At 36.9% G+C, this 24,264-nt stretch carries 27 protein-coding genes; 13 read left to right on the top strand and 14 right to left on the bottom strand.

Annotation, left to right across the window (positions count from 1 at the left end; all coding sequences use genetic code 11):
- The first annotated feature begins 97 nt into the window (after nucleotides 1-97).
- The 4 genes from ACZDYH_RS08535 to aceA all read left to right on the top strand — a co-directional run bounded on the left by ACZDYH_RS08535 (nucleotide 98) and on the right by aceA (nucleotide 4,771).
- Nucleotides 98-754 (top strand): S-layer homology domain-containing protein, encoded by a 657-nt coding sequence (locus ACZDYH_RS08535; RefSeq protein WP_140159368.1) that lies wholly within the window; start codon nucleotides 98-100, stop codon nucleotides 752-754.
- 137 nt (nucleotides 755-891) lie between these two features.
- Complete coding sequence (locus ACZDYH_RS08540) at nucleotides 892-1,659, top strand: S-layer homology domain-containing protein (RefSeq protein WP_139304517.1); 768 nt, start codon at nucleotides 892-894, stop codon at nucleotides 1,657-1,659.
- A gap of 221 nt (nucleotides 1,660-1,880) precedes the next feature.
- Complete coding sequence (gene aceB / locus ACZDYH_RS08545) at nucleotides 1,881-3,470, top strand: malate synthase A (protein ID WP_086411905.1); 1,590 nt, start codon at nucleotides 1,881-1,883, stop codon at nucleotides 3,468-3,470.
- Nucleotides 3,471-3,493: 23 nt separating this feature from the next.
- Nucleotides 3,494-4,771, top strand: a complete 1,278-nt coding sequence (aceA, locus tag ACZDYH_RS08550) for an isocitrate lyase (RefSeq protein WP_000787346.1) — start codon at nucleotides 3,494-3,496, stop codon at nucleotides 4,769-4,771.
- Between the two features lie 110 nt (nucleotides 4,772-4,881).
- On the opposite strand, the gene ACZDYH_RS08555 is transcribed toward aceA, so the two are convergent.
- Nucleotides 4,882-5,673 (bottom strand): phosphotransferase, encoded by a 792-nt coding sequence (locus ACZDYH_RS08555; RefSeq protein ID WP_000073793.1) that lies wholly within the window; start codon nucleotides 5,671-5,673, stop codon nucleotides 4,882-4,884.
- A 19-nt stretch (nucleotides 5,674-5,692) separates the two neighbouring features.
- Nucleotides 5,693-6,187: a DUF6584 family protein gene (locus ACZDYH_RS08560; RefSeq protein WP_000182396.1), complete on the bottom strand. Its 495-nt coding sequence runs from the start codon at nucleotides 6,185-6,187 to the stop codon at nucleotides 5,693-5,695.
- Between the two features lie 283 nt (nucleotides 6,188-6,470).
- Here ACZDYH_RS08560 and cspA point away from each other — a divergent pair, with 283 nt between their 5' ends.
- On the top strand, nucleotides 6,471-6,674 hold the full coding sequence (gene cspA, locus ACZDYH_RS08565; protein WP_000301518.1) for an RNA chaperone/antiterminator CspA: 204 nt from the start codon (nucleotides 6,471-6,473) through the stop codon (nucleotides 6,672-6,674).
- A 197-nt stretch (nucleotides 6,675-6,871) separates the two neighbouring features.
- On the opposite strand, the gene ACZDYH_RS08570 is transcribed toward cspA, so the two are convergent.
- On the bottom strand, nucleotides 6,872-7,075 hold the full coding sequence (locus ACZDYH_RS08570) for a hypothetical protein (RefSeq protein WP_000356924.1): 204 nt from the start codon (nucleotides 7,073-7,075) through the stop codon (nucleotides 6,872-6,874).
- A 345-nt stretch (nucleotides 7,076-7,420) separates the two neighbouring features.
- The gene (locus ACZDYH_RS08575) at nucleotides 7,421-7,606 is read right to left on the bottom strand and encodes a hypothetical protein (RefSeq protein WP_000391373.1); all 186 of its coding nucleotides are present in this window, start codon (nucleotides 7,604-7,606) and stop codon (nucleotides 7,421-7,423) included.
- A 284-nt stretch (nucleotides 7,607-7,890) separates the two neighbouring features.
- Here ACZDYH_RS08575 and ACZDYH_RS08580 point away from each other — a divergent pair, with 284 nt between their 5' ends.
- The 6 genes from ACZDYH_RS08580 (at nucleotide 7,891) to ACZDYH_RS08605 (ending at nucleotide 17,774) form a co-directional block, all read left to right on the top strand.
- Nucleotides 7,891-8,472 carry a competence protein ComK gene (locus ACZDYH_RS08580; RefSeq protein ID WP_000444443.1) on the top strand — a complete coding sequence of 194 codons (582 nt, stop codon included), beginning with the start codon at nucleotides 7,891-7,893 and terminating at the stop codon, nucleotides 8,470-8,472.
- Nucleotides 8,473-8,906: 434 nt separating this feature from the next.
- Complete coding sequence (locus ACZDYH_RS08585; RefSeq protein ID WP_000347517.1) at nucleotides 8,907-9,500, top strand: TVP38/TMEM64 family protein; 594 nt, start codon at nucleotides 8,907-8,909, stop codon at nucleotides 9,498-9,500.
- A 56-nt stretch (nucleotides 9,501-9,556) separates the two neighbouring features.
- The gene (gene lepB / locus ACZDYH_RS08590; RefSeq protein WP_000751919.1) at nucleotides 9,557-10,120 is read left to right on the top strand and encodes a signal peptidase I; all 564 of its coding nucleotides are present in this window, start codon (nucleotides 9,557-9,559) and stop codon (nucleotides 10,118-10,120) included.
- Nucleotides 10,121-10,236: 116 nt separating this feature from the next.
- On the top strand, nucleotides 10,237-13,752 hold the full coding sequence (addB, locus tag ACZDYH_RS08595) for a helicase-exonuclease AddAB subunit AddB (protein WP_434713735.1): 3,516 nt from the start codon (nucleotides 10,237-10,239) through the stop codon (nucleotides 13,750-13,752).
- Nucleotides 13,749-17,474: a helicase-exonuclease AddAB subunit AddA gene (gene addA / locus ACZDYH_RS08600; protein ID WP_088361814.1), complete on the top strand. Its 3,726-nt coding sequence runs from the start codon at nucleotides 13,749-13,751 to the stop codon at nucleotides 17,472-17,474. The genes addB and addA overlap by 4 nt, the downstream gene beginning before the upstream one ends.
- 12 nt (nucleotides 17,475-17,486) lie before the next feature.
- A complete protein-coding gene (locus tag ACZDYH_RS08605) occupies nucleotides 17,487-17,774 on the top strand; it encodes an RNA polymerase alpha subunit C-terminal domain-containing protein (protein ID WP_000255728.1) in 288 nt (95 codons plus the stop codon).
- Between the two features lie 132 nt (nucleotides 17,775-17,906).
- On the opposite strand, the gene gerPF is transcribed toward ACZDYH_RS08605, so the two are convergent.
- From gerPF to ACZDYH_RS08640, 7 genes are all read right to left on the bottom strand, one after another.
- Nucleotides 17,907-18,122 (bottom strand): spore germination protein GerPF, encoded by a 216-nt coding sequence (gene gerPF / locus ACZDYH_RS08610; protein ID WP_001141566.1) that lies wholly within the window; start codon nucleotides 18,120-18,122, stop codon nucleotides 17,907-17,909.
- A gap of 43 nt (nucleotides 18,123-18,165) precedes the next feature.
- A complete protein-coding gene (locus ACZDYH_RS08615) occupies nucleotides 18,166-18,552 on the bottom strand; it encodes a spore germination protein GerPE (protein WP_000902333.1) in 387 nt (128 codons plus the stop codon).
- A 15-nt stretch (nucleotides 18,553-18,567) separates the two neighbouring features.
- Nucleotides 18,568-18,762, bottom strand: a complete 195-nt coding sequence (gerPD, locus tag ACZDYH_RS08620) for a spore germination protein GerPD (protein ID WP_001052807.1) — start codon at nucleotides 18,760-18,762, stop codon at nucleotides 18,568-18,570.
- 6 nt (nucleotides 18,763-18,768) lie between these two features.
- The gene (gene gerPC / locus ACZDYH_RS08625; RefSeq protein WP_025709865.1) at nucleotides 18,769-19,383 is read right to left on the bottom strand and encodes a spore germination protein GerPC; all 615 of its coding nucleotides are present in this window, start codon (nucleotides 19,381-19,383) and stop codon (nucleotides 18,769-18,771) included.
- A gap of 67 nt (nucleotides 19,384-19,450) precedes the next feature.
- Nucleotides 19,451-19,657, bottom strand: coding sequence for a spore germination protein GerPB (gene gerPB, locus ACZDYH_RS08630; RefSeq protein ID WP_001012508.1), 207 nt, complete (start codon nucleotides 19,655-19,657; stop codon nucleotides 19,451-19,453).
- Nucleotides 19,658-19,671: 14 nt separating this feature from the next.
- Nucleotides 19,672-19,893 (bottom strand): spore germination protein GerPA, encoded by a 222-nt coding sequence (gene gerPA, locus ACZDYH_RS08635; RefSeq protein WP_001111187.1) that lies wholly within the window; start codon nucleotides 19,891-19,893, stop codon nucleotides 19,672-19,674.
- A gap of 96 nt (nucleotides 19,894-19,989) precedes the next feature.
- On the bottom strand, nucleotides 19,990-20,169 hold the full coding sequence (locus tag ACZDYH_RS08640) for an aspartyl-phosphate phosphatase Spo0E family protein (protein ID WP_000462841.1): 180 nt from the start codon (nucleotides 20,167-20,169) through the stop codon (nucleotides 19,990-19,992).
- Between the two features lie 247 nt (nucleotides 20,170-20,416).
- Between ACZDYH_RS08640 and ACZDYH_RS08645 the strand changes: the two genes are divergently transcribed.
- A complete protein-coding gene (locus ACZDYH_RS08645) occupies nucleotides 20,417-21,316 on the top strand; it encodes a fumarylacetoacetate hydrolase family protein (RefSeq protein ID WP_336456220.1) in 900 nt (299 codons plus the stop codon).
- A gap of 35 nt (nucleotides 21,317-21,351) precedes the next feature.
- On the opposite strand, the gene ACZDYH_RS08650 is transcribed toward ACZDYH_RS08645, so the two are convergent.
- Nucleotides 21,352-21,633 carry a hypothetical protein gene (locus ACZDYH_RS08650; protein WP_000926857.1) on the bottom strand — a complete coding sequence of 94 codons (282 nt, stop codon included), beginning with the start codon at nucleotides 21,631-21,633 and terminating at the stop codon, nucleotides 21,352-21,354.
- A gap of 110 nt (nucleotides 21,634-21,743) precedes the next feature.
- On the bottom strand, nucleotides 21,744-22,934 hold the full coding sequence (gene rocD / locus ACZDYH_RS08655; protein ID WP_000616658.1) for an ornithine aminotransferase: 1,191 nt from the start codon (nucleotides 22,932-22,934) through the stop codon (nucleotides 21,744-21,746).
- Nucleotides 22,935-23,084: 150 nt separating this feature from the next.
- Between rocD and ACZDYH_RS08660 the strand changes: the two genes are divergently transcribed.
- Nucleotides 23,085-23,450: a YisL family protein gene (locus ACZDYH_RS08660; RefSeq protein ID WP_000233494.1), complete on the top strand. Its 366-nt coding sequence runs from the start codon at nucleotides 23,085-23,087 to the stop codon at nucleotides 23,448-23,450.
- 130 nt (nucleotides 23,451-23,580) lie between these two features.
- Here ACZDYH_RS08660 and ACZDYH_RS08665 read toward each other — a convergent pair whose 3' ends face one another.
- Nucleotides 23,581-24,135, bottom strand: a complete 555-nt coding sequence (locus tag ACZDYH_RS08665) for a DUF2777 domain-containing protein (protein WP_000616046.1) — start codon at nucleotides 24,133-24,135, stop codon at nucleotides 23,581-23,583.
- Nucleotides 24,136-24,264 lie beyond the last annotated feature (129 nt).

The raw sequence follows: 24,264 nt of genomic DNA on the forward strand, positions 1-24,264 counted from the left end.
TTCTAGAAGATTTACATTTTATCTTACATTCACCAAAAAATAATACTCCTGAAACAATGAAGTTCATTTTATTTGAATGAAATAGGGAGAGAGGACAATGAAGAAAAAAATATTGGGTGTAATGATGATTGCGACAATGGCAGGAGGTATATTTGCAGGGACGAATGTGACGCCTGTAAAAGCAGAAGAGTATCCACAAATGATTGTGTTTGAAGATGTTCCATACGGATTTTGGGCATATGATGCTATTATGGACTTAGCATATCATAAAATTATATTAGGGTATGGAAACGGGAAGTATGGTGTTGGCGATCTTATAACACGTGAACAAGTAGCTGGGACTATTTACAGAACACTTGAGATAAAAGAAGAAGGGCCAGTAGCGAATCCATATAAAGATGTTTCTGATAGTACAACAACTTTTAAAAAGGAAATTTTGGCGTTAACAAAACGTGGTGTTTTTTCAGGGGATGGCCAAGGGAATTTTAGGCCGAAAGCACCAATCTCTAGAGCGGAAATGTCTGTCATTTTAAAACGAGCATTTAATTTTGAAACGAAACAAAAACATACATTTAAAGATATTCCAAAAGGCCACTGGGCAGAAGATGCAATTAGTGCGTTACAATCTAATAATGTTGTGAGAGGAACTGGGAATGACATGTATGAATTAAATCGCCCTGTACCTAGAGAACAATATGCTCAGTTTATTAATAATGCGATTATTAATTATCATTTGAAAGAGGATTGGAAGTAGAGTGAAATATGAAAGCACAAATAGAAATATTTGTGCTTTTTTGTTTGTTTAAAAAGAATTATTATTCGAATTTATGTATTTTTATGGTTATACACAAGCTTTATAATCAACCCGATGAAAAAGACATGATGTGTAATATGATTCACAAAACCGTCACGAAATGTGTCGAAAAATATATTGTCACTATACCATTTATTCTGTATATTTTTAAAAAAACATATACATATTGGGGAGATAATTTGATGAGCAAAAAATTATTAAAAACAGCTACAGCATTAACAATTATGGGTGGGGTGTTATTCTCAGCAGAGAGTAACAGTGTAAAAGCGGAAAGTGCACCGTTGCAAAAAACAAATACAATTGTATTTAAAGATGTACCAAAAGGGCATTGGGCATATGAGGCAATTCATGAATTAGCGGAACAAGAAATTATTTTAGGATATGGCGATGGAATATTCGGTTTTGGGGATAATGTAACACGTGAGCAAGTTGCAGCTTTAATTTACCGTGTGTTTGATATGGAAGAACAAGATGAATATGAAAACCCATATGGAGATATTGATGAAAATTCAACAAGCTTTATCGAGGAGATATTGGCTTTAACGGAAATGGGAATTTTCCAGGGAGACGAGAATGGAAACTTTAGACCGAAGGCGACGTTAACGCGTGCAGAAATGGCACAAGTTCTTACGAATGCTTTTGACTTACAGGCAAAGGGATCTCATAACTTTAATGATGTTTCAGCAAATTCATGGGCAACGAATGCAATTAGTGCAGTACAAACAAATGGTATTACAATAGGAATCGGAGAAGGTAAATTCGGTCCGTCTATGAAGGTAACGAGAGAACAATACGCACAGTTTTTACATAGAGCAATATTGCATGATATGGAACAAGGGCAGTAATAAAGTTTAACTAGTCAAAGTGAAATTTAAAAATAATACAAAAAGGTCGTTGTTGTATAACAGCGGCCTTTTTTGTATGAAATAAAGCGCGAAAGAATGGCGTTTTGAAAAAAAAAATGAAATGAATTTTCAAAAAAAACTTCCTTTTCTGAAGATTTGTTATATAATATAAAACATAAAATCAAATCTGTTATAAAACAGTTTAAGAAGGGGATGCTAATATGTCGACGCAAACTTCACGGGTTACACTGCCCGGAGAAATGTTACCAGCGTACAACGAAATATTGACACCTGAGGTGCTTAGTTTTTTGAAGGAACTACATGAGAATTTTAATGAGCGCCGCATAGAACTTTTACAAAAACGTGTAGAAAAACAAAAGAGAATTGATGCAGGGGAGTTTCCGAAGTTTCTAGAAGAAACAAAACATATACGTGAAGCGGATTGGACAATTGCCAAGCTGCCAAAAGACTTAGAGGATCGCCGCGTAGAGATTACTGGACCGGTAGATAGAAAGATGGTCATTAACGCTTTAAATTCAGGAGCGCATCTTTTTATGGCGGATTTTGAAGATTCGAATTCACCAACTTGGGAAAACGCAGTTGAAGGGCAAATCAATTTACGAGATGCAGTAAAGGGAACGATTTCACATAAAAATGATAAAGGGAAAGAATATAGATTAAATGAGAAAACAGCTGTACTCATTGTACGTCCAAGAGGATGGCATTTAGAGGAAAAGCATATGCAAGTTGATGGGAAAAATATGTCGGGTAGTTTAGTAGATTTCGGCTTGTATTTTTTCCATAATGCGAAAGCTCTTTTAGCAAAAGGGAGCGGCCCATACTTTTACTTACCGAAAATGGAAAGTTATTTAGAAGCGAGATTATGGAATGATGTATTCGTATTTGCTCAAAAATATATCGGCATTCCAAATGGAACGATTAAATCAACTGTGTTACTAGAAACGATTCACGCTTCGTTTGAAATGGATGAAATTTTATATGAGCTAAAAGATCATTCTGCTGGCTTAAATTGCGGAAGATGGGATTATATTTTTAGCTTTTTAAAGAGTTTCCGTAATCATAATAAATTCTTACTACCAGATAGAGCACAAGTCACGATGACGGCGCCATTTATGCGTTCGTATTCTTTGAAAGTAATTCAAACATGTCACCGCCGTAATGCACCAGCAATTGGAGGAATGGCGGCACAAATTCCGATTAAAAATAATCCAGAAGCAAATGAAGCAGCTTTTGAAAAAGTGCGTGCTGATAAGGAACGCGAAGCTTTAGACGGTCATGACGGGACTTGGGTCGCCCACCCTGGACTTGTACCGGTTGCAATGGAAGTGTTTAACCACATTATGAAAACACCAAATCAAATTTTTAGAAAACGTGAAGAAATATGTGTAACAGAAAACGATTTACTAGAGGTACCGGTGGGAACGATTACAGAAGAGGGCCTTCGCATGAATATTAGCGTAGGTATTCAATATATTGCATCTTGGTTAAGCGGACGGGGAGCAGCACCCATTTATAACTTAATGGAAGATGCGGCAACAGCTGAAATTTCAAGAGCACAAGTATGGCAATGGATTCGTCATGAAGGTGGAAAACTAAATGATGGTCGTAATATTACGCTTGAATTAATGGAAGAGCTAAAAGAAGAAGAATTAGCAAAAATAGAAAGAGAGATTGGTAAGGAAGCCTTTAAGAAAGGGAGATTCCAAGAGGCGACAACGTTGTTTACAAATCTCGTTCGAAATGATGAATTCGTACCATTTTTAACATTACCGGGTTATGAAATTTTATAAAAAACGAAAAGGGGATGGAACAAATGAAAAACGAAAGAATCGAGAAGTTGCAAGAAAGCTGGGAATTAGATGAGCGTTGGAAAGGGATCACACGTCCATATTCGGCAGAAGATGTAATTCGCCTGCGCGGGTCAATTGACATTGAACATACGTTAGCGCGTCGCGGTGCTGAGAAGCTTTGGACATCGCTTCATACAGAAGACTATATTAACGCACTTGGCGCATTAACAGGAAACCAAGCGATGCAACAAGTAAAAGCTGGGTTAAAAGCGATTTACTTAAGTGGTTGGCAAGTAGCAGCTGATGCAAACCTTTCTGGACATATGTATCCAGACCAAAGTTTATATCCAGCGAACAGCGTACCTGCTGTAGTAAAACGAATTAATCAAACGCTTCAACGTGCGGACCAAATTCAGCATATGGAAGGAAGCGATGATACAGACTATTTCGTACCGATTGTAGCAGATGCAGAAGCTGGATTTGGTGGGCAATTAAATGTATTCGAACTGATGAAAGGTATGATTGAAGCAGGTGCATCAGGTGTGCATTTTGAAGATCAATTATCTTCAGAGAAAAAATGTGGCCATTTAGGTGGAAAAGTACTACTACCAACGCAAACAGCAGTACGCAATTTAATTTCTGCACGCCTTGCAGCAGATGTAATGGGAGTGCCGACAATTATCGTTGCAAGAACAGATGCGGATGCAGCTGATTTAATTACGAGCGATATCGATCCTGTTGATAAAGCATTTATTACAGGAGAAAGAACACCAGAAGGATTTTACCGTACGAATGCAGGTCTTGATCAAGCAATTGCGCGCGGTTTAGCGTATGCACCGTACGCAGACCTCGTTTGGTGTGAAACGTCAGAACCAAATTTAGAAGATGCAAAACGATTTGCGGACGCAATTCATAAGGAGCATCCAGGGAAGCTACTTGCATATAACTGCTCACCTTCATTCAACTGGAAACAAAAACTAGATGAAAAAACAATTGCAAGCTTCCAAAAGGAAATCGCATCTTACGGTTACAAGTTCCAATTCGTAACACTTGCTGGATTCCATTCATTAAATTACGGTATGTTTGAACTAGCACGTGGCTATAAAGAGCGCGGCATGGCAGCATACTCTGAACTACAACAAGCAGAATTCGCAGCTGAAAAACATGGCTACTCTGCAACACGTCATCAACGCGAAGTAGGAACAGGTTACTTTGATGAAGTAGCACAAGTGATTACAGGCGGAACTTCATCAACGACAGCGTTAAAAGGATCTACGGAAGAAGCACAGTTTACGAAATAAAAGGAAGGGGCACCTTTTTTGAAAGGTGCCCCTTGTTATTTTCTAAACGATTCGAAAAGAGAGATGGAGTTGTCGGCAAAAAACGATACTCCCTTTTCTTTATTACTAAATCAACTCCACTCAGCCCTATGATCACGAATAAACTTTATATCTTTCTCATAATGCTCTAGATGTCCTTCATCGATCATTCTTTGGAAATTCAAGTCGCCTTCTTGCGCTTTTCGTTTCATATATGTACATAATCCTTCTAATCGAAGTAACACCATTCCTAAGTAATCTTCATTCATATTTTTATCATAGGACTGAACGAACAAATTCATTCTCTCTTTAATACGATCTGCATGTTGCGATGAGTCATAATGAACGGCTTCACCGGATTCTGTATAATATACTCTACTTAAAGGCACACAAGTATAAAGTGTATAAGCGATATCCCATAGTCTTGGACCAGGAGCAGCAACATCGAAATCAATAATCCCTACTGGCTTCTCATTATTAAAAATAATGTTATATATGGCAAAATCATTGTGACATAAAACCTCAATGTTATTTGGAGTATGATCCATCGGTTTCCAATCATCTAATAACGGAAAATCACTTACAGCATCATGGTAAAGGCGGAGCATCTTTGCTATTTCTTTTAATACATCATTAGATCGCATATATTCTTTTAAAGGATAATTGCCAGCTTCTCCTTCAATAAAGGATAAAATCTCTCTATCCTTTTCATCTACACCTAAAAACTTTGGAGCATAATGAAATCCTTTGTTTTCTAAATGTTGCAATAGCTTATGAATCTTTTCACTGCCTGGCTTTAACTCTCGCCGAACAGTATTTTCAGAACGATATACGCTTGAGACGTTTCCCCCTGTTAGCCTTTCTTCTTTAGCGTAGTTTGACATGTGAAAATTCCCCCTGTAATTAAAAAATCCAATTCCAAATAGTGAATAGACCAACAACGGCAGAAAAGAGAAGGGAAGCAAGCAATGCTAGACAGCCAAAAGGAACTAGCTTATCTTGCCATGTTTCTTTATACTCATAAATTAACTCCTCTGCTACTTTCTTCTGCACTGAAGATAAAGGTTGATCTTTATACAAACCTTTTATATGGTTAGAATCGCCTTTAAACTTTAAAGCACGTGCAATATGATGAGGACTATTTCCCATTGATTTTTCAAATAATAAACATGATTCATGCATAATATCTGTTTTATGCTCTTCTAGATACCAGTAACGTCCAGCCATTTCTGGATATTGTAATGTATAATAAATATCTCCGAGTTGTTTTCGAAGATGTAATTCATTTGGGTATGTAAAGATGAGGCCGTGCAATCTATCTCTTGCTTTTCCAAGATTATTATTTTCAATATCCTCTTCAATTCTTTTTAATGTTTTTCTAGGAATTTTATTGGTCATAAACTCCTCCTTATTTAGAATAGAGATAAGTATATTTTATAAGAAATACTAAAAATTAGAAATTCTATTTTCGAAAAAGATTGTACATTTTATTTTAATGTGCTATGATGATGTCAGTTGAATAGTTAAATTAAGCAATCCATATGTTATCAAGTGCTGAAAACGAACGAGAAAAAGTATGTGAGAACTAGTTTATGTTTCGTATTTGATAATGTGTGGATTCTTTTTTTAGACAGGAAGACTAAAAAATTTAAAATTTGTATTTTCTTAGGAGGAAATAATTATGGCAGTAACAGGACAAGTAAAATGGTTTAACAACGAAAAAGGTTTCGGTTTCATCGAAGTTCCAGGCGAAAACGACGTATTCGTACACTTCTCAGCAATCGAAACTGACGGTTTCAAATCTTTAGAAGAAGGTCAAAAAGTTAGCTTCGAAATCGAAGACGGTAACCGTGGACCTCAAGCTAAAAACGTAATCAAACTATAATTTTATAGTTGATGATGGAAAAAAGGATGGCTAATGCCATCCTTTTTTTGTTGTGGGGAAAGTTTTTTCAGAGCCTGTTTTTATATCTAAATCTCTTTTTCTATGTTACAACGGGTGAAAAATTATCTGGAATGCGTATTAGTTTCTGTAGAAGAATTAGTTCAGCAAGAGCATTTGCTGCGTATGATAGTAAATAACTATAAATTTGTATTCTCTATTGAAATAGGGGAATCTTTTCCAGATAGACCTTGAGTAACATCTTTTTTGTTAGCATTGTTGTTGGAATTTTGTACGTTTTGAGATGATGTTTCTAACAGTTGTTCTTGTTCCTTACTAGGGGTATTCAGAGCATCTGAGGGGATGCTATTAACCTGCTGATTTAATGGATTTTCTTTATCCATAGTATACAACTCCTTTTTAGAATTCGATAAAAAGCAATGTAATTATAAATAGCTACTTATATATATTGTGTTTTTGAATGACATTATATACAAAACTTATATTACAAAGTTAACTAATTAACGAATTGTTAGTGATGGATAAAGATGTACAAATTTGAAGTGTTTAATAAAAATTAAAAGCGGGTAACAAGTAATACTCTTTCTCATGTTTTATATAAGGATCATATTACAAATCAAAAAAGATGTAGAGAACCTTGGAAGAAAATATAGTCGTTTTTTAGGGGGAAGAAGAATAAATAAAATGATACTACGAATGTAAAAAGACATTCCATAAAGGAAGGCCTTTTATTGTTCTTGTCCTGATTTTTTCTTCTCACGTTTTTTACATTCTGGACATTTTGATTTACGAAACGGTTTGGCAAAGAATAGCAGAATGAAAAATAAACCGAATATAATACTAGCTGAGTTTTTCACGATAATGACGCTACTATTTTTCATTTGAATCGATGGTTGGATCTCTTTTTCTTCCATAGTGGCCCTCCATATATTGGATTTACATTTTAATTATAGCAAAGTTAATTGTTTTCATGATGTGAAAATAGGAAGGGATAATAAATATTTATAGGTAGTATAAATGCTGTTTTTATAACTTTAAAATTAAATCATTACTATATCGTGATTTTTTTATTTAACAAATGTTTGATAAATGATAAAAAATTGTAAAAAAGCGGAACTTGTAAGCTATTTCCTTTTCATAGATGCTAAAATTATATATGCAGCTGCTAATATAAATGGAAAAAAGGAGATAATGGAGTATGGAAAGTAAAGTGGAACGCTATGTCGAAAATTATGTTGTAACGAAAAATACGATGGCCTTACTTCCTGTTATTCTAAGTGAAAAGAAAATTGTTACGCGAGTCGTTGAAATGAATGATTCTTTTTTCGTATTTCAAAAACCTCTAGATATTATAGAAAGAAGTTGCCGCAAGCATGGCTCTAGTTTCTTAGGCAGAAAAGAAGGAACGAAAGAGTTAACTCATATTACACATAAAGCACCGATTGCGATTAGTCCAGCAGATCAACTTTATTTTTTCCCTACCTATTCTTACTCTAGAAAAGAGTGTGCTTGGTTGTCTCATTTTTATATTGAAAGTAATAAAGAATTAAAAGATGGAAATCTTATTATTAGATTTATAAATGGCTTTGCTGTGAAATTAGAGATATCAAAAACTAGTTTTGAAAATCAACAAAATCGTACAGCAAAATTACGTACTGAATATGAAGATCGTAGGAAAAAACAAGGGAATCCTTGTTTTAAAGAGGTTGATAAAAAAGAGGAATCAACATTAAGACCCGCTTATGAGAGTGTGTATTTTGTAAAGGAAGGCGAAGTGTGAAAGGATGGGGGAATCCCCATTCTTTTTTTGTTTATCCTGTTATTTGTGGGCAGTAAGACCCCGCCTCAAAATTCAGCGAAAGCAAAGAAGTTAAGCGGGGTATCAACAAAATCCCCACTGATTAAAGTTTCACTTTATCAGTCTTTGTAGGTAAGGCGATATATTAGAAAAACCGAGTTGTAATTGTTATATTTAGAAAATCACCATTGTAATTTCATTTACCGAAAAAATCAAAAAACAATCTAAATAACAAAACGAACGACACGTCCTGTCGAATATTGATAGATTATCATAGCTAAATAATGAAGGAATTCTTATGAAAGATATGGAAACTTTAATAAATACATCTCCATATGTCGTATCTACCATTTCCTCTTTCATATAAGCAATGATACAGTAGGGATAGTATTTAGAGTAAAGGGGTAAAGTGTAGAATGGATTTTCAGACAATCAAAGAGTATTTTTCACCAGAAAATATGGATCATATTGTTGAGAGTTATAAAGCGTTCGGACCACTTCTTGGTATTGGTTTACCGATGATAGAGGCGTTGATTCCAGCATTACCGCTTATCGTATTTGTACTGGCGAATGCTGTTGCATTTGGCTTTTGGCTCGGTTTTCTTTATTCATGGCTTGGATCAGTAATGGGTGCACTACTTGTCTTTTTCATCATCCGCCATTTTGGTCGCAGTCGTTTCTTTTCGTTTGTAAATAAGCATGAGAGAGTACGAAAAGCAATGGGGTGGATTGAAAGGAAAGGATTCGCACCGATTTTTGTTATATTTTGTTTTCCGTTTACACCGTCAGCGCTCATAAATGTTGTCGCTGGTTTATCCCGAATTAGTGTAAAACAGTTTGGTCTAGCGTTAGCATTCGGAAAACTTGTGATGATTTTTATTTTAACGTATATCGGTCATGATTTAATGTCATTTATTCATAATCCGGTGAAATCAGTTATTGTAGCGATTGGTATTTTTATTTTATGGTATGTCGGTAAGAAAATCGAAGTAAAGTTAGAACTACATTAAGAATAGTCTTCTTTGTAAAGGAAAGCTTCAGTATTAAAGGATAAGGGGAGAAGCAGATGAAGAAAACTTTGAAAAAAGAAGGCATGGAGTGGATACGAACAATTTTAATTGGTGTATTATTAGCTGTATTTTTTCGAACGTTTTTCTTTTCAACGTATGTTGTAGAGGGGAAGTCAATGATGCCGACATTGCAAGATGGCAATATGCTAGTTGTAAATAAGGTGAGTTATCAAGTTGGGGACTTGAACAGATTTGACGTTGTGGTATTTCATGCGAATAAAAAAGAGGACTATGTAAAGCGGATTATCGGTTTACCTGGAGATCATATTGAATATAAGCAGGATAAGTTATATATAAACGGTCAATTTATTGATGAGCCGTATTTAGAGAAGTATAAGAAAGAGATAAACGGAAGGCAACTAACAGGCGACTTTACATTAGAAGAGTTAACGAAAGAAAAACTGGTGCCACCTGGGTTTATTTTTGTAGTAGGTGATAACCGGCTCGGGAGCTGGGATAGTAGACACTTTGGCTTTGTAAAAGCTGATACAGTCGTCGGTAAAGTTGATTTGCGATATTGGCCAATTCAAGAGGTGCAAACGAATTTTTCAAAAGGTTGATATAATAGATAGAAGTATAGAAAAAGGCAAACAACTCAGTTTGTCTTTTTTCGTGTCCTATAATACAATTATAGTAGCAAACTAACGTTCGTTATGTAAGTGAAAGGTGGGGTTACATGTCACTTCGATTTGTGATTGGTAGAGCGGGAAGTGGAAAAAGTACACTTTGTTTACGCGAAGTGCAAGAAGAGTTAAAACAATGCCCGAGAGGGAAAACAATATTGTATCTTGTGCCAGAACAGATGACATTCCAGACGCAGCAGGCGTTAATTGGAAGTGAGGATGTAAGAGGTTCTATTCGGGCACAAGTTTTTAGTTTTTCACGATTAGCGTGGAAGGTACTGCAAGAAGTTGGCGGAGCGAGTCGTCTTCATATTGATGAAGCTGGTGTACATATGTTACTCCGTAAAATTGTAGAGTCTCGTAAAGATGGATTATCGGTGTTCCAAAAAGCAGCGGAGCAAAACGGTTTCTTTGAACATCTTGGCAGTATGATTGCAGAGTTTAAACGTTACAATGTAACGCCATCTAACGTATATGAAATGTGGCAACAATTAGATGCGCATAGTAGCAGTGCCGAACAAAAGTTACTAGCGAATAAAGTGTATGATTTACAGCTATTATACGATGATTTTGAACGTGCTTTAATTGGAAAATACTTAGATTCAGAAGACTACCTGCAATTGCTAGTGGAAAAGCTTCCGCAGTCTGAATATGTAAATGGTGCGGAAATTTATATAGATGGATTTCATTCATTCTCCCCGCAAGAGTTAGAGATTGTAAGACAGCTTATGATTTGCGGAGCGAAAGTTACGATCACGTTAACGATAGATGAAAAAACGTTAGCACAGCCAGTAAATGAACTCGATTTATTTTATGAAACGACGTTAACGTATGAAAAAATAAAACAAGTAGCGCGTGAAGAGAAAATAGAAATTGAAAAAACAATTCCACTTATGGAACAGCCGCGTTTTCATTCTCCAGCATTAGCGCATTTAGAAGCTCATTATGAAGCGCGTCCGAATGAAAAATTTAACGGTGAAGCGAGTGTAACGATTAGTACAGCTGCGAATTTACGAGCGGAGGTAGAAGGTGTTGCTCGTGAAATTCGTAAACTTGTTGCGGACGAAAAATATCGTTACCGAGATATTGCAGTGCTTCTTCGTAATGGGGAAAGTTATTACGATGTGATGCGAACGTTATTTACAGATTACAATATCCCGCACTTCATCGATGAAAAGCGCCCGATGTCACACCACCCATTGGTAGAATGTATTCGTTCTGCACTCGAGATTATTAGTGGGAATTGGCGTTATGATGCGGTGTTCCGCTGCGTGAAAACAGAGCTTTTATATCCATTAGACGTAAGAAAAGAAACGATGCGTGAAGAAATGGATGAATTTGAAAATTACTGTTTAGCGTACGGTGTACAAGGAAAGAGATGGACTTCAGAGGATCCATGGATGTATCGTCGTTATCGTTCTCTTGATGATACGAACGGGATGATTACAGACAGTGAACGTGAAATGGAAGAGAAAATAAATAGACTACGTGACGTTGTAAGAATACCTGTTATTCGCATGCAAAAAAGGTTAAAGCGTGCAGGAACAGTTATGCAAATGTGTGAAGCAGTTTACTTATTTTTAGAAGAGCTGGATGTTCCGAAGAAACTAGAAGAATTACGTATACGTGCAGAAGAAAGTGGAGATTTTTTATTTGCGACAGATCATGAACAAGTATGGGAAGAAGTAATGAGCCTTCTTGATACGTTTGTAGAGATGCTTGGTGAAGAGAAAATGTCTCTTTCTATGTTTACGGACGTTATGTCGACTGGTCTTGAGGCGCTTCAATTTGCTAACATTCCGCCGTCATTAGACCAAGTGTTAATTGCTAATATTGATCACTCCAGGTTATCTGACGTGAAAGCAACGTTTATTATAGGTGTAAATGAGGGTGTTATTCCAGCAGCACCTATGGACGAAGGTATGCTTTCTGATGAAGAAAGAGAAGTTCTTGGTGCAGCAGGGATTGAGTTAGCGCCAACGACGAGACAAACTTTGTTAGAAGAACAGTTCGTTATGTATCAAATGGTAACGAGAGCATCTGAGAAGCTATACATTTCATGCCCGCTTGCAGATGAAGAAGGAAAGACGTTACTTGCGTCTAGCTTTATTAAGAAAATAAAAAGAATGTTCCCTAATGTGAAAGATTCATTTATTACGAATGACGTAAACGATTTATCACGTTCAGAACAAATTTCATACGTAGCAACGCCAGAAGTAACGTTATCTTACGTTATGCAGCAACTACAAACGTGGAAGCGATACGGATTTGAAGGGAATTTAGACTTTTGGTGGGACGTATATAATTTCTACGTAACTTCAGATGAATGGAAACAAAAAAGTAGCCGCGTCTTATCAAGTTTATTCTATCGAAATCGTGCGAAGAAACTAAGTACAGCAGTAAGTAGAGATTTATACGGAGATATAATTAAAGGAAGCGTCTCTCGTATGGAACTATTTAATCGTTGTGCATACGCTCATTTTGCGCAGCACGGTTTATCGCTTAGAGAGCGTGATATTTTCAAGCTTGATGCGCCAGACATCGGCGAATTATTCCATGCGGCATTAAAGAAAATTGCGGACAAGTTATTGCGTGAAAACCGTACTTGGGCGGATTTATCTATAAAAGAGTGTGAGCATCTTTCTGTTTTAGTAATAGAAGAAATTGCGCCGTTATTACAACGACAAATTTTATTAAGCTCAAACCGTCATTTCTATTTAAAACAAAAACTACAACAAATCATTTTCCGTACTTCAATCATTCTTCGTGAACATGCGAAGTCAAGCGGATTCGTACCAGTTGATTTAGAAGTGCCGTTCGGTATGGGTGGTACAGGATCACTTCCGCCGATGGAATTCTCATTACCAAATGGTGTGAAGATGGAAGTAGTCGGCCGTATTGACCGTGTTGATAAGGCAGAAGATGAAAACGGGACGTTCTTACGTATTATTGATTATAAATCAAGTTCAAAAGCGTTAGATTTAACGGAAGTGTATTACGGATTAGCACTTCAAATGTTAACGTATTTAGATGTCGTTACTTCGAATGCACAGACGTGGATGAAAAAAGGCCACGCAGCATCACCAGCTGGTGTATTGTATTTCCATATTCATAACCCAATCGTTGAGATGAAAGGTGACGCATCTGAAGCTGAAATTGAAAAAGAAATTTTAAAGAAATTTAAAATGAAAGGGCTCGTATTAGGAGATGCTGACGTTGTTCGTTTAATGGATAACAAACTTTCAACAGGAAGCTCAGATATTATTTCTGCTGGCCTGAAAAAAGACGGTAGCTTTAGTGCGCGTTCAAGTATTGCAAGTGAGCAAGAGTTTAACGTACTGCAAAAATATGTACACCATACGTTTGAAAATATCGGAAAAGATATTACAGAAGGTGTTATCGATATTGCTCCTTATAAAATGGGAAATAAAGCAGCATGTACGTTCTGTAACTTCAAGTCTGTTTGTCAATTTGATGAGTCACTTGAAGATAATCAGTTCCGATCGTTAAAAGATATGAAAGATAGCGAAGCGATGGAGAAAATAAGAGAGGAGGTTGGCGGAGAATGATAGAAAATTGGCCTAAAAAACCAGAAGGTAGTCAATGGACAGATGACCAGTGGAAAGCTGTTGTAGCGAACGGGCGTGATATTTTAGTTGCGGCTGCAGCTGGATCAGGTAAAACAGCAGTATTAGTTGAACGTATTATTAAAAAGATTATTAATGAAGAGAATCCAGTCGATGTCGACCGCCTGCTCGTTGTAACATTTACGAATGCAGCAGCGCAAGAGATGAAAAACCGAATCGGGGAAGCGTTAGAAAAAGTATTAATTGATGAACCAGGCTCTCAACACGTAAGAAAGCAGCTGAGCCTATTAAATAAAGCTTCCATTTCAACAATTCACTCATTCTGTTTACAAGTTATTAGAGGATATTACTACATGCTTGATGTTGATCCTCGTTTCCGTATTGCGAATCAAACAGAAAATGAATTGTTAAAAGAAGAAGTGTTAGATGACATATTAGAAGAAGAGTATGGCATCGAAGATAATACGATATTCTTTGAACTCGTTGATCGTTATACGAGTGACCGTAGTGATGATGACTTACAACGTATGATTTTAGCGCTTCATACAGAATCAAGAGCGCATCCAAATCCGGAAAAATGGCTTGATAAATTAGTAGAAGCATATGACGTAGAAGGAAAGACAATTGAGGATTTAGTATATGCTTCTTATTTATTAGAAGATGTGAAATTCCAGCTTGAAACAGCGGAACAGCATATTCGTAAGGCAACTGAACTCGCGATGCTTCCTGACGGTCCAGCGCCTCGCATTGAAACTCTGCAAGCAGATGTAGCTTTACTTGGAACGCTATCATCAGCTGCTCGTGAGTCGTGGACAAGTTTGTATGAAGCGATGCAAAACGTATCGTGGCAAACGTTAAAGCGTATTAAGAAAAGTGATTACAATGAAGATGTTGTAAAACAAGTAGACTCTCTTCGTAATAAAGCGAAAGATGAAGTGAAGAAATTACAAGAAGAGTTATTTAGCCGCAAACCTGAAAGTTTCTTACGAGATTTTCAAGATATGCACCCAGTATTAGAAAAGCTTGTTCAACTTGTAAAAGTATTTACAGAGCGTTTCCAAGCGATGAAGCGAGATAAAGGAATGGTCGATTTCACAGATTTAGAGCATTTCTGTTTACAAATTTTAAGTGAACAAAGTGAAAATGGTGAAATGAATCCTTCAGCAGTAGCGCTTCAATATCGTAATAAATTTGCTGAAGTGTTAGTCGATGAATATCAAGATACGAACTTTGTACAGGAATCCATTATTAAATTTGTAACGAAAGATTCTGAGAGTGAAGGAAACTTGTTCATGGTTGGCGACGTAAAGCAGTCAATTTATCGTTTCCGACTAGCCGAACCAGGCTTATTCCTAGGAAAGTATAAACGCTTTACGCAAGAAGGATCGGGCGGCGGAATGAAGATTGACTTAGCGAAAAATTTCCGTAGTCGTCATGAAGTGCTAGCAGGAACGAACTTCATCTTCAAACAAATTATGGGCGAAGAAGTTGGGGAAATCGATTACGATGCTGACGCTGAATTAAAGCTAGGTGCTAGCTATCCAGAAGGTGAAGATGTAGCGGCAGAGCTATTATGTATTCAGCAAACGGAAGAAGAAGTAATAGACGGTGAAGAAGGTGCAGAAGTCGAAAAAGCACAGCTAGAAGCTCGTCTTATGGCGCAGCGTATTAAAGCGATGGTTGATTCAGGTTATGAAGTGTATGATCGTAAAACGGATAGTATGCGCCCTGTACAATACCGTGATTTCGTTATTTTACTCCGCTCGATGCCGTGGGCGCCGCAAATTATGGAAGAGTTAAAATTGCAAGGAATTCCAGTATATGCTGACCTTGCGACGGGTTATTTTGAAGCGACAGAAGTAAATATTATGATGAACGTATTCCGCGTTATTGATAATCCGATGCAAGATATTCCGCTTGCAGCTGTACTTCGTTCTCCAATCGTTGGATTGAGCGATGAAGAACTTGCAACGCTTCGTGCTCATGGAAAGAAAGGCTCGTTTTATGAAGTAATGAGCTCATTCTTAAAAGGGGCACCGCTTGAAGAGGAGCAAGAACTTCATGATAAATTAGAGTGGTTTTATAACTTACTGCAAGGATGGCGTGAATTCGCCCGTCAACAATCACTTTCTGATTTAATTTGGAAAGTGTACGGTGAGACAGGTTATTACGACTTCGTTGGCGGTTTACCGGCTGGAAAGCAAAGGCAGGCAAACTTACGCGTACTATATGACCGCGCAAGACAATATGAAGCAACATCATTTAGAGGATTATTCCGCTTCTTACGTTTTATTGAACGTATTTTAGAACGCGGTGATGATATGGGTACGGCGAGGGCTCTCGGTGAACAAGAAGACGTTGTTCGCATTATGACAATTCATAAAAGTAAAGGGTTAGAGTTCCCAGTTGTATTTGTAGCTGGACTCGGTCGTCGTTTTAATACACAAGACTTAATGAAACGTTTCTTATTGCATAAAGATTTCGGTTTCGGTTCGCAATTTATCGATCCGCGTAAACGAATTAAATATACAACATTATCACAGCTTGCGATTAAGCGTAAAATGAAAATGGAATTAATTGCGGAAGAAATGCGCGTACTATACGTAGCATTGACGCGTGCGAAAGAGAAGTTAATTTTAATCGGCACAGTTAAGGATGCAAATAAGGAAATGGAAAAATGGCTTGATGCGAGGGAACATAGTGAATGGTTATTACCAGATCACATACGTGCTGGAGCGTCTTGTTATTTAGACTGGATTGCACCTTCATTATATAGACACCGTGATAGTGAAATGCTTCTTGAATTAGGACAAGGAAGTATTCCAGATGAAATTTACGAGTATGACACTAGCTGGAAAGTAGAAGTTGTGGACGGTAACACGCTACTTGCACCAGAGCCAGTTCAAGAAGAGAAACAAGAATTGTTAGAAGCGCTTCGTGAGAAACAGGCTGTTCCCCTGCAAAGTGAACGGAAAGAAGAAGTGTACGACAGATTAATGTGGAAGTACGGATATGAGGATGCGACATCTCATCGTGCGAAGCAATCTGTTACAGAAATAAAGAGGAATTATCAATCTGAAGAAGGTAGCGATAACGCCTTTATTAAAAAACTACGTGCACCAATTAAAACACGCCCGCGATTTATGGAGAAAAAAGGGTTAACGTACGCAGAGCGCGGAACAGCAGTCCATGCCGTTATGCAGCATGTTGATTTGAAGAAGCCGATTACGATTGAGGTTCTTCAAGAGCAAATTGCTGGAATGGTAAATAAGGAATTATTAACATTCGAGCAGGCGGAAGAAATAGCGATTGAAAAAGTAATTTCATTCTTTGACAGTGACTTAGGTAAAAGGGTATTAGCGGCGAAAAGTGTTGAGCGTGAAGTACCATTTACGATGATGCTTGCAGCAGAAGAAGCATATCAAGATTGGCAAGGGAAGAGCGGGGAAATGATTCTTGTCCAAGGGGTTATTGACTGCATGATTGAAGAGGAAGATGGCATTACGTTAATCGACTTCAAAACAGATACGATTGAAGGGAAATTCCCAGGCGGATTCGAACAAGCGAAACCAATTTTAGAAGATCGATATAAAGTGCAGCTTTCGTTATATGCAAAAGCACTGGAGAAAAGCTTACAACATCCTGTAAAAGAGAAATGTTTATACTTCTTTGATGGGAATCACGTTGTAAATATTGAAGAATAGAGGGGCTTGAAAATGGTAACGGAAAAAACGTTAAGAACTTGTGAACAGGGACACGAGTACTATAAAAGTAGCGATTGTCCAACTTGCCCAGTCTGTGAGAAAGAGAGAAAACCAAAAGAAGGTTTTCTCTCTCTTCTTTCAGCGCCAGCAAGAAGGGCATTAGAGCACCGTGGAATTCAAACTGTAGAAGAACTCTCAAAATATAGTGAAAAAGAAATTTTAAAACTGCATGGTATGGGACCTGCGTCTTTGCCGAAGCTTAGGAAGGCTTTGGAGGAGAGTGGGTTATCATTTAAATAAAATAGTGCCTCTTCACTACTTACTTGTTTATACCACTATTTGTGGACAGTCAAGCTCTTGCTTATTAAAATTTCATTTTAATAATTTTGAATTAGATAAAAGAAAAAAGTAGGAGAATATCTCCTACTTTTTTTACGCTGTTCCAATCTGATCTTGATCTGCCACATCAGAATCAAATGTATTCGTTGCACTAACACCGTTAAACGTATTCACGACAAATCCAACATTGGAAGCTCCGGACCCATTATAAGCTTTCGTGTTTTCTTTCGGAGAAACGTTATAAAAATCTCCTAAATTGAAAGAACCGTTACTGTTTTGAACGACGAGATTTCCAACAACAGAAGGCATATCCATCCACCTACTTTACTAAACTTTGTAATTACTATATGAATTATTGTGCGGAAGGTTCATCTGTAATATATTGGCGGATTTGCATAATACGAGAGTTATTAAAAACATAATCAACATTTCCAATTTGAAATCCACCAGAGTTTAAAAGTGTGCGCAATTCAACGTTATTCACTTCAATAAAAGGGCATTCATTTACAATATTTAATTTTACATCTGTCGTTCGTTTTGGAATTGTAATGTGTTCATCTGTAAAGATTTCAAAAGCATCAAAGCTACCTTCTCCCCGTATATAACAAGGAATTTCACGGTGGACGGCAATAGCTCTACTTTTTAATTCCATTTGATTGGCATCTCCAACTTGAAATACGGCAGCAATCCCTAACGAAACAATAGAAACATTTTGGACAATAGACACATGATGCAACATAATTTTTCAGTCTCCTTAACCTGGAGTAGGAGGGACATCTGTTACTAATGGTACAAATGGACCCTCTGTAACTGTTTCAAATGGTGTATCGAGAATAGAAGATAGAATGAGGAGATTTGCATCTCCAATTAAAAAGAGTGCGGACGACGATACACCGTTCATTTTAATCTGTCCGACTTTTAACTCACGGTTTACAACGTTAAGGTTCATACCTACTTACTCCTTTCGGAAATTTCCCGGTATGTGCTGAATAAAGGAGAGAAAGGCTTTGTCAATATCTTGTTTCATTGCCTGAATAATGATATCTCGTAAATAGTCTGGATCTGTTGAAATACCTTCATATGATTGCGCTTGTGATAAATAATAAGGGAGTCGATGCTCCATCTGTTTTTTTATGTCATCCACCATCATTTGTCGATACATTTCATCAAGCGGTGTTCTCTCTTCTTGTTCAAAATGGAGAATACGATTATATGCTTCTTCATCTAAGTATCGATGCATTTCTTGGAGGATACCTTGATAAAAGTCTGGGTTTGTTTCGGTTTCAGGGTTTACCTTCAATGTTTCTGTATCCACTTGAAAATCTTCAATTTGTTGTCCTTTTGCTGAAAATGGGTTTAAACCAATATTTAAAGTACCATTTAAATTTTCGACTTTTAATTGATCGAATTTGTATTCCACTTTTCCTACAGAAGAGGAGGGGCGATTTTTTAATTCGTTAAGCTCTTCTTGGAGTTGGCGCACTTGATCTTCTAAATTCAGGATGGTTGCTTGTTGTGTTTGAAGAGCTTGTTGAAGTTGGTGTAAGTAAGTATATATATCTTGATTCATTTGTGAAACCTCCTTTTCAATAGGGAGGGTAAAAATATTCCTGCTATATATTTATGACAAGGATGTCTTAAGAAGAACTAGTTGATGGTTTGATAGAAATAATTTGTCCTTTCGCCTGTAATGGGCGAAGCGGTTCCGTAAATCCGCCCGTATTTGAAAATTTAGATAGGGCTTTAATACTTCCGGCAGTACCAATTTGGAACACAGAAGAGGTTGTAATGCTATCAATTTTAATACTGTTGATGATGATACTTTGGTTTACATAAAAATTCAATGCAATTGCCTCCTTTAAGTTGAGCCAATTATCGCTTGATCGATTACATCTGAATCGTTGACAGTCGTTGCACTTTGATAATTGTAGACAGAAACATTATCTCCAACGTTGAAAGAGCCGGCCCCGGCGAAAGCACGTGAGTAACTAATAGGCCTAATCGCAAATACATCTCCAATATGAAAAATACCACTTGATCCAATATTGACGATACGAATATGTCCGACCATAGCTGGCATACAAAACACCCTTCGCTTTTAAAATTTTCTTTTCTACTATTGTATGGGCGTTTCCAATAAAATGTGTATTTTTTTGAAATAAAAGAAACACACGCATTATTGCGTGTGTGTTTTGAACGTTTGATTAGGGTGTAAATCCGTATGTACATGACAAATTACATTTAAGAGCCTGTCCAGTTCTTGGCTACAATCCACTGTTTTTTGAGAAGTCATTCCATAGCGTTCAGCAAAATAAATCATTTTTTCACGTTTTTTTTCAATCGCTTGCTCAAACATTGAAATCGGCTCCATCTCTAAATGAAATTTTTAGTATATATGTAGTACATATTATACAAAAACTTCATAAAAAAGAAATGCATTCGCTAAAAAAAGTAAAATTTCTACATTTTATGCCAAATGATAAAGGGGTAACGAATAGGGGATGAGAAGAATATTGTAAAAATTAGCGTGCATGAGAAGGTTTTTTTCTTGCGGATGCGAATACAATTAAAGGGTATGAGTTTTAGGATGGAGAGTGGAAATATTGCGTTTTGTAACGGTGAAGAAAGAAGAAAAGGTATTTGTAGGTATTGTAGATGAAGAAGAAGAAAAGGTATTACACTTAAGAGAAGCGCAAAGACAAAAAGGGGAAAAGGTTACAATCCCTATTACAATGTTAGAGTGTATTGAAAGAGGGACTGAATGCTTTGAGAAAGTATGTGAAATTGTAAATTGGGCAAAAGAGAACGGGGAAGCGGCGTATTATCCGTTAACAGAGGTGAAAATATTAGCGCCGATTCCAAGGCCAAGAAAGAATATTTTGTGCGTTGGAAAAAACTATCGTGAGCATGCGGTAGAAATGGGCGGAGTAGAGTCTATTCCAGAAAATATAATGATCTTTACGAAAGCACCAACAACAGTTATTGGCATAAATGAGCAAATTAATGGTCACCCTCATGCAACGGACGAACTAGATTACGAAGGAGAATTAGCTATCATTATTGGTAAGCGAGGGAAACAAATAAAAAAAGAAAAAGCGCTTGAGCATGTTTTTGGTTATACGATTATCAATGATGTAACAGCTCGAGACATTCAAAGAAAACATAAACAGTTTTTCCTTGGGAAAAGCTTCGATACATTTTGTCCGATGGGACCGTATTTAATTCATAAATCGGTGGTTAATGCGCCGAATGCATTACACATTGAAACGGTAGTAAATGGAGAAGTAAGGCAAACTTCTAACACAAATAAAATGATTTTTTCAATAGAAGAAATTATTTCAACGATAAGTAAAGGAATGACTTTAGAACCAGGCGATATTATCGCAACAGGAACGCCGGCTGGTGTCGGAAAAGGTTTTACACCACCGAAGTTTTTACATGCTGGTGATGAAGTGGTCATTACAGTAGAAGGAATTGGTACTTTACGAAATGTAGTGAAATAAAGAAAAGAGCTATCTTGTTAAAAGATAGCTCTTTTTTATGGCCTTGGGTTATAGAGGTAATCGATAACGGCAAAAGTGTAAAGACCAATGAATGCAAGTGTACAAATGCCAAATAGTATAACCGTAAGTGCGCTTTTTTCTCGTCCAAAACCAATGATAGTAAGAATAACAGCAGTCCAAAATGATGCTTTCAGTAGTGTGAGTGTAGTAGGAGTTGAGTAATGAAGCCATGTTGTGGAAAGTAGGAAACCAAAGAATGTAACTAAAATAAAAGCTGTAGCTAAATAGTTAATATGTTTACCATATCTTAATAGCATGTCGCACCTCCTTTACGATTTTAAAATACAGAAAATTACAATTTCATCTTAATATAAATGAATATAAAAAGAAAGAGGTTGTCCCAACATGTCGGACAACCTCTCTATCATTACGATAATACAGCTTTAATTTTTTGGAATGCCCACTCTAAATCTTCTTCAGAGATTACTAGAGGTGGTGCGATACGAATTACATTTTCGTGTGTTTCTTTACATAATAGACCAGCTGCTTTTAGTTGTTCACAGTAAGGACGAGCTGGCTCGTTTAATTCGATACCGATGAATAAACCTTTACCACGAACTTCAGTGATCATTGGGTTATCAATCTCTTTTAATTGCCCAACTAATTTTTCACCTAATTGAAGAGAACGCTCTGTTAATTTTTCTTCTTCTAACACTTCAAGAGCCGCGATAGAAACAGCACATGCAAGTGGATTACCACCGAATGTAGAACCGTGAGAACCTGGTTCAAATACACCTAAAATGTCGCGGTTTGCTGCTACGCAAGAGATTGGGAACACACCGCCGCCAAGTGCTTTACCAAGTATGTACATGTCAGGAGTTACATTGTCCCAGTCACAAGCAAATACTTTACCAGTACGGCCTAAGCCAGTTTGGATTTCATCTGCTACAAATAAAACGTTTTCTTTTTTACATACTTCAAAAGCTTCTTTTAAGTAACCAGCTGGTGGGATATTAATTCCTGCTTCACCTTGAATTGGCTCTAAAATGAATGCTGCTGTGTTTGGTGTAATTGCGGCTTTTAATGCTTCTAAATCACCGTAAGGAATTACAACGATGCCAGGAAGCATTGGACCGAATCCACGCTTGTACTCTTCATTTGAAGACATGGAAACAGAACCCATTGTACGTCCGTGGAAGTTATCTTCACAAACGATGATTTCAGCACGGTTTGCTTCCACTTTCTTCACATCATAAGCCCAGCGACGAACTGTTTTAATTGCAGTTTCAACAGCTTCAGCACCTGTATTCATTGGAAGTACCATTTCTTTATTAGTTAGTTTCGCAACTTTTTCGTACCAAGGACCTAATTGATCGCTATGGAAAGCACGAGAAGTTAACGTAACACGATTAGCTTGGTCAATTAAAGCGTTAATAATTTTCGGGTGACGATGACCTTGGTTTACTGCAGAATATGCACTTAATAAGTCCATATAGCGGTTTCCTTCAGGATCTTCTACCCAAACACCTTCTGCTTTAGAAATAACGATTGGAAGTGGGTGATAGTTATTTGCTCCGTATGTGTCTGTAAGTTCGATAATATCCTTAGTTTGAATCATGATTGTTCCCCCTTTTGTTATTACAAGAAGTTTGTAAATACTCTAAATATTATAGCATTTAAATGTAAAAAAGCGAAACATTTCCTGAAAATAAATGAACATGTTATCATATAGAGTGAAAAAGTGTGAAAAGAGGAGGTAAGGGATACGATGGTACATATGCATATTACAGCATGGGCGTTAGGTTTAATTTTATTCTTCGTTGCGTATTCACTTTATTCAGCAGGAAGAAAAGGGAAAGGTGTACATATGGGGCTTCGCCTAATGTATATCATTATTATTGTGACAGGCTTCATGTTGTACATGAGTATTGTGAAGACAGCAACAGGTAGCATGCACATGTGGTATGGCTTAAAAATGTTAGCTGGTATTTTAGTTATCGGTGGAATGGAAATGGTTCTTGTGAAAATGAGCAAAAACAAACCAACAGGGGCGGTTTGGGGCTTATTTATTGTTGCGCTAGTAGCAGTATTTTACCTTGGGCTGAAATTACCGATTGGCTGGAAAGTATTCTAATAAAAAATAAAGCCACCTTATAATCTCAAAGACTTGGGAGATTATAAGGTGGTTTTTTACTTTATCCCGTAAACATCAGATTGGTGAAGGCTAATAATCAGTGGGCTACCCCACTGATTAAAGTTTCACTTTATGTCGCATCGATATGCAACTCTTCTCCATTTACTTTCGTAAAACGGAACATATTTTTATTTGACGTAGTGTGACGGACGAAATGGTGCTGCAGTGTACAGATCATTTCTTCGTTATCAAACAAAAGAATATTTACTCCTTCGCGTGACTCCTCTTGCGGTAAGAAAGATAAATAATTATGACAATACATGCAATCATATAAAGAGTAGTGAAGTGATTGCAATGATTCGGTTAATAATGTGAAGACAGAGTCAGGTAATTCCTCCAGCCATTCATTATAGCTAAGAAGTAACTTTTTTCGAATACGTATCATTTCACCATTTTGCAAATGGTGTTGCTCGTTGGCGATTTGTAATACATCTTGTTCATAGAAACGGGCTGGTAGCCAATTGTTATTATACAAAATTTCAAACCCATCTTCGGCAATATCTTCTAATAAAAACGCTTCATCATTTTCATCATCAAAGAATACCCACTCATTGTTTATATATTCTACATTACCGACTGTATGAGCACGGGGCTGATTATATAAAATATGTTTACGTTGTATCATACACGATTTCTCCTTTATGAAAAGTAGTTATTCCTGTTATAGACAGTTCGTGCGTTCTTTATAACTAGACACATCTAGACATAGGTGGGCATACAATAAAACACGTTTTACTGAGTGAGAATGCTATTC

The organism is Bacillus sp. EB V-12, from assembly GCF_056158125.1.

Coding starts and splice junctions, on each gene's coding strand:
- ACZDYH_RS08540 (WP_139304517.1), top strand. CDS start 892: ATGATTCACAAAACCGTCACGAAATGTGTCGAAAAATATATTGTCACT.
- aceA (WP_000787346.1), top strand. CDS start 3,494: ATGAAAAACGAAAGAATCGAGAAGTTGCAAGAAAGCTGGGAATTAGAT.
- aceB (WP_086411905.1), top strand. CDS start 1,881: ATGTCGACGCAAACTTCACGGGTTACACTGCCCGGAGAAATGTTACCA.
- ACZDYH_RS08660 (WP_000233494.1), top strand. CDS start 23,085: ATGGTACATATGCATATTACAGCATGGGCGTTAGGTTTAATTTTATTC.
- ACZDYH_RS08575 (WP_000391373.1), bottom strand. CDS start 7,606: ATGGAAGAAAAAGAGATCCAACCATCGATTCAAATGAAAAATAGTAGC.
- gerPA (WP_001111187.1), bottom strand. CDS start 19,893: ATGCCAGCTATGGTCGGACATATTCGTATCGTCAATATTGGATCAAGT.
- gerPF (WP_001141566.1), bottom strand. CDS start 18,122: ATGCCTTCTGTTGTTGGAAATCTCGTCGTTCAAAACAGTAACGGTTCT.
- ACZDYH_RS08570 (WP_000356924.1), bottom strand. CDS start 7,075: ATGGATAAAGAAAATCCATTAAATCAGCAGGTTAATAGCATCCCCTCA.
- ACZDYH_RS08560 (WP_000182396.1), bottom strand. CDS start 6,187: ATGACCAATAAAATTCCTAGAAAAACATTAAAAAGAATTGAAGAGGAT.
- addB (WP_434713735.1), top strand. CDS start 10,237: ATGTCACTTCGATTTGTGATTGGTAGAGCGGGAAGTGGAAAAAGTACA.
- ACZDYH_RS08650 (WP_000926857.1), bottom strand. CDS start 21,633: ATGCTATTAAGATATGGTAAACATATTAACTATTTAGCTACAGCTTTT.
- rocD (WP_000616658.1), bottom strand. CDS start 22,934: ATGATTCAAACTAAGGATATTATCGAACTTACAGACACATACGGAGCA.
- gerPD (WP_001052807.1), bottom strand. CDS start 18,762: ATGAACCTTAACGTTGTAAACCGTGAGTTAAAAGTCGGACAGATTAAA.
- ACZDYH_RS08535 (WP_140159368.1), top strand. CDS start 98: ATGAAGAAAAAAATATTGGGTGTAATGATGATTGCGACAATGGCAGGA.
- ACZDYH_RS08640 (WP_000462841.1), bottom strand. CDS start 20,169: ATGTTTGAGCAAGCGATTGAAAAAAAACGTGAAAAAATGATTTATTTT.
- addA (WP_088361814.1), top strand. CDS start 13,749: ATGATAGAAAATTGGCCTAAAAAACCAGAAGGTAGTCAATGGACAGAT.
- ACZDYH_RS08605 (WP_000255728.1), top strand. CDS start 17,487: ATGGTAACGGAAAAAACGTTAAGAACTTGTGAACAGGGACACGAGTAC.
- ACZDYH_RS08585 (WP_000347517.1), top strand. CDS start 8,907: ATGGATTTTCAGACAATCAAAGAGTATTTTTCACCAGAAAATATGGAT.
- gerPC (WP_025709865.1), bottom strand. CDS start 19,383: ATGAATCAAGATATATATACTTACTTACACCAACTTCAACAAGCTCTT.
- lepB (WP_000751919.1), top strand. CDS start 9,557: ATGAAGAAAACTTTGAAAAAAGAAGGCATGGAGTGGATACGAACAATT.
- ACZDYH_RS08555 (WP_000073793.1), bottom strand. CDS start 5,673: ATGTCAAACTACGCTAAAGAAGAAAGGCTAACAGGGGGAAACGTCTCA.
- ACZDYH_RS08665 (WP_000616046.1), bottom strand. CDS start 24,135: ATGATACAACGTAAACATATTTTATATAATCAGCCCCGTGCTCATACA.
- ACZDYH_RS08615 (WP_000902333.1), bottom strand. CDS start 18,552: ATGTTGCATCATGTGTCTATTGTCCAAAATGTTTCTATTGTTTCGTTA.
- ACZDYH_RS08580 (WP_000444443.1), top strand. CDS start 7,891: ATGGAAAGTAAAGTGGAACGCTATGTCGAAAATTATGTTGTAACGAAA.
- cspA (WP_000301518.1), top strand. CDS start 6,471: ATGGCAGTAACAGGACAAGTAAAATGGTTTAACAACGAAAAAGGTTTC.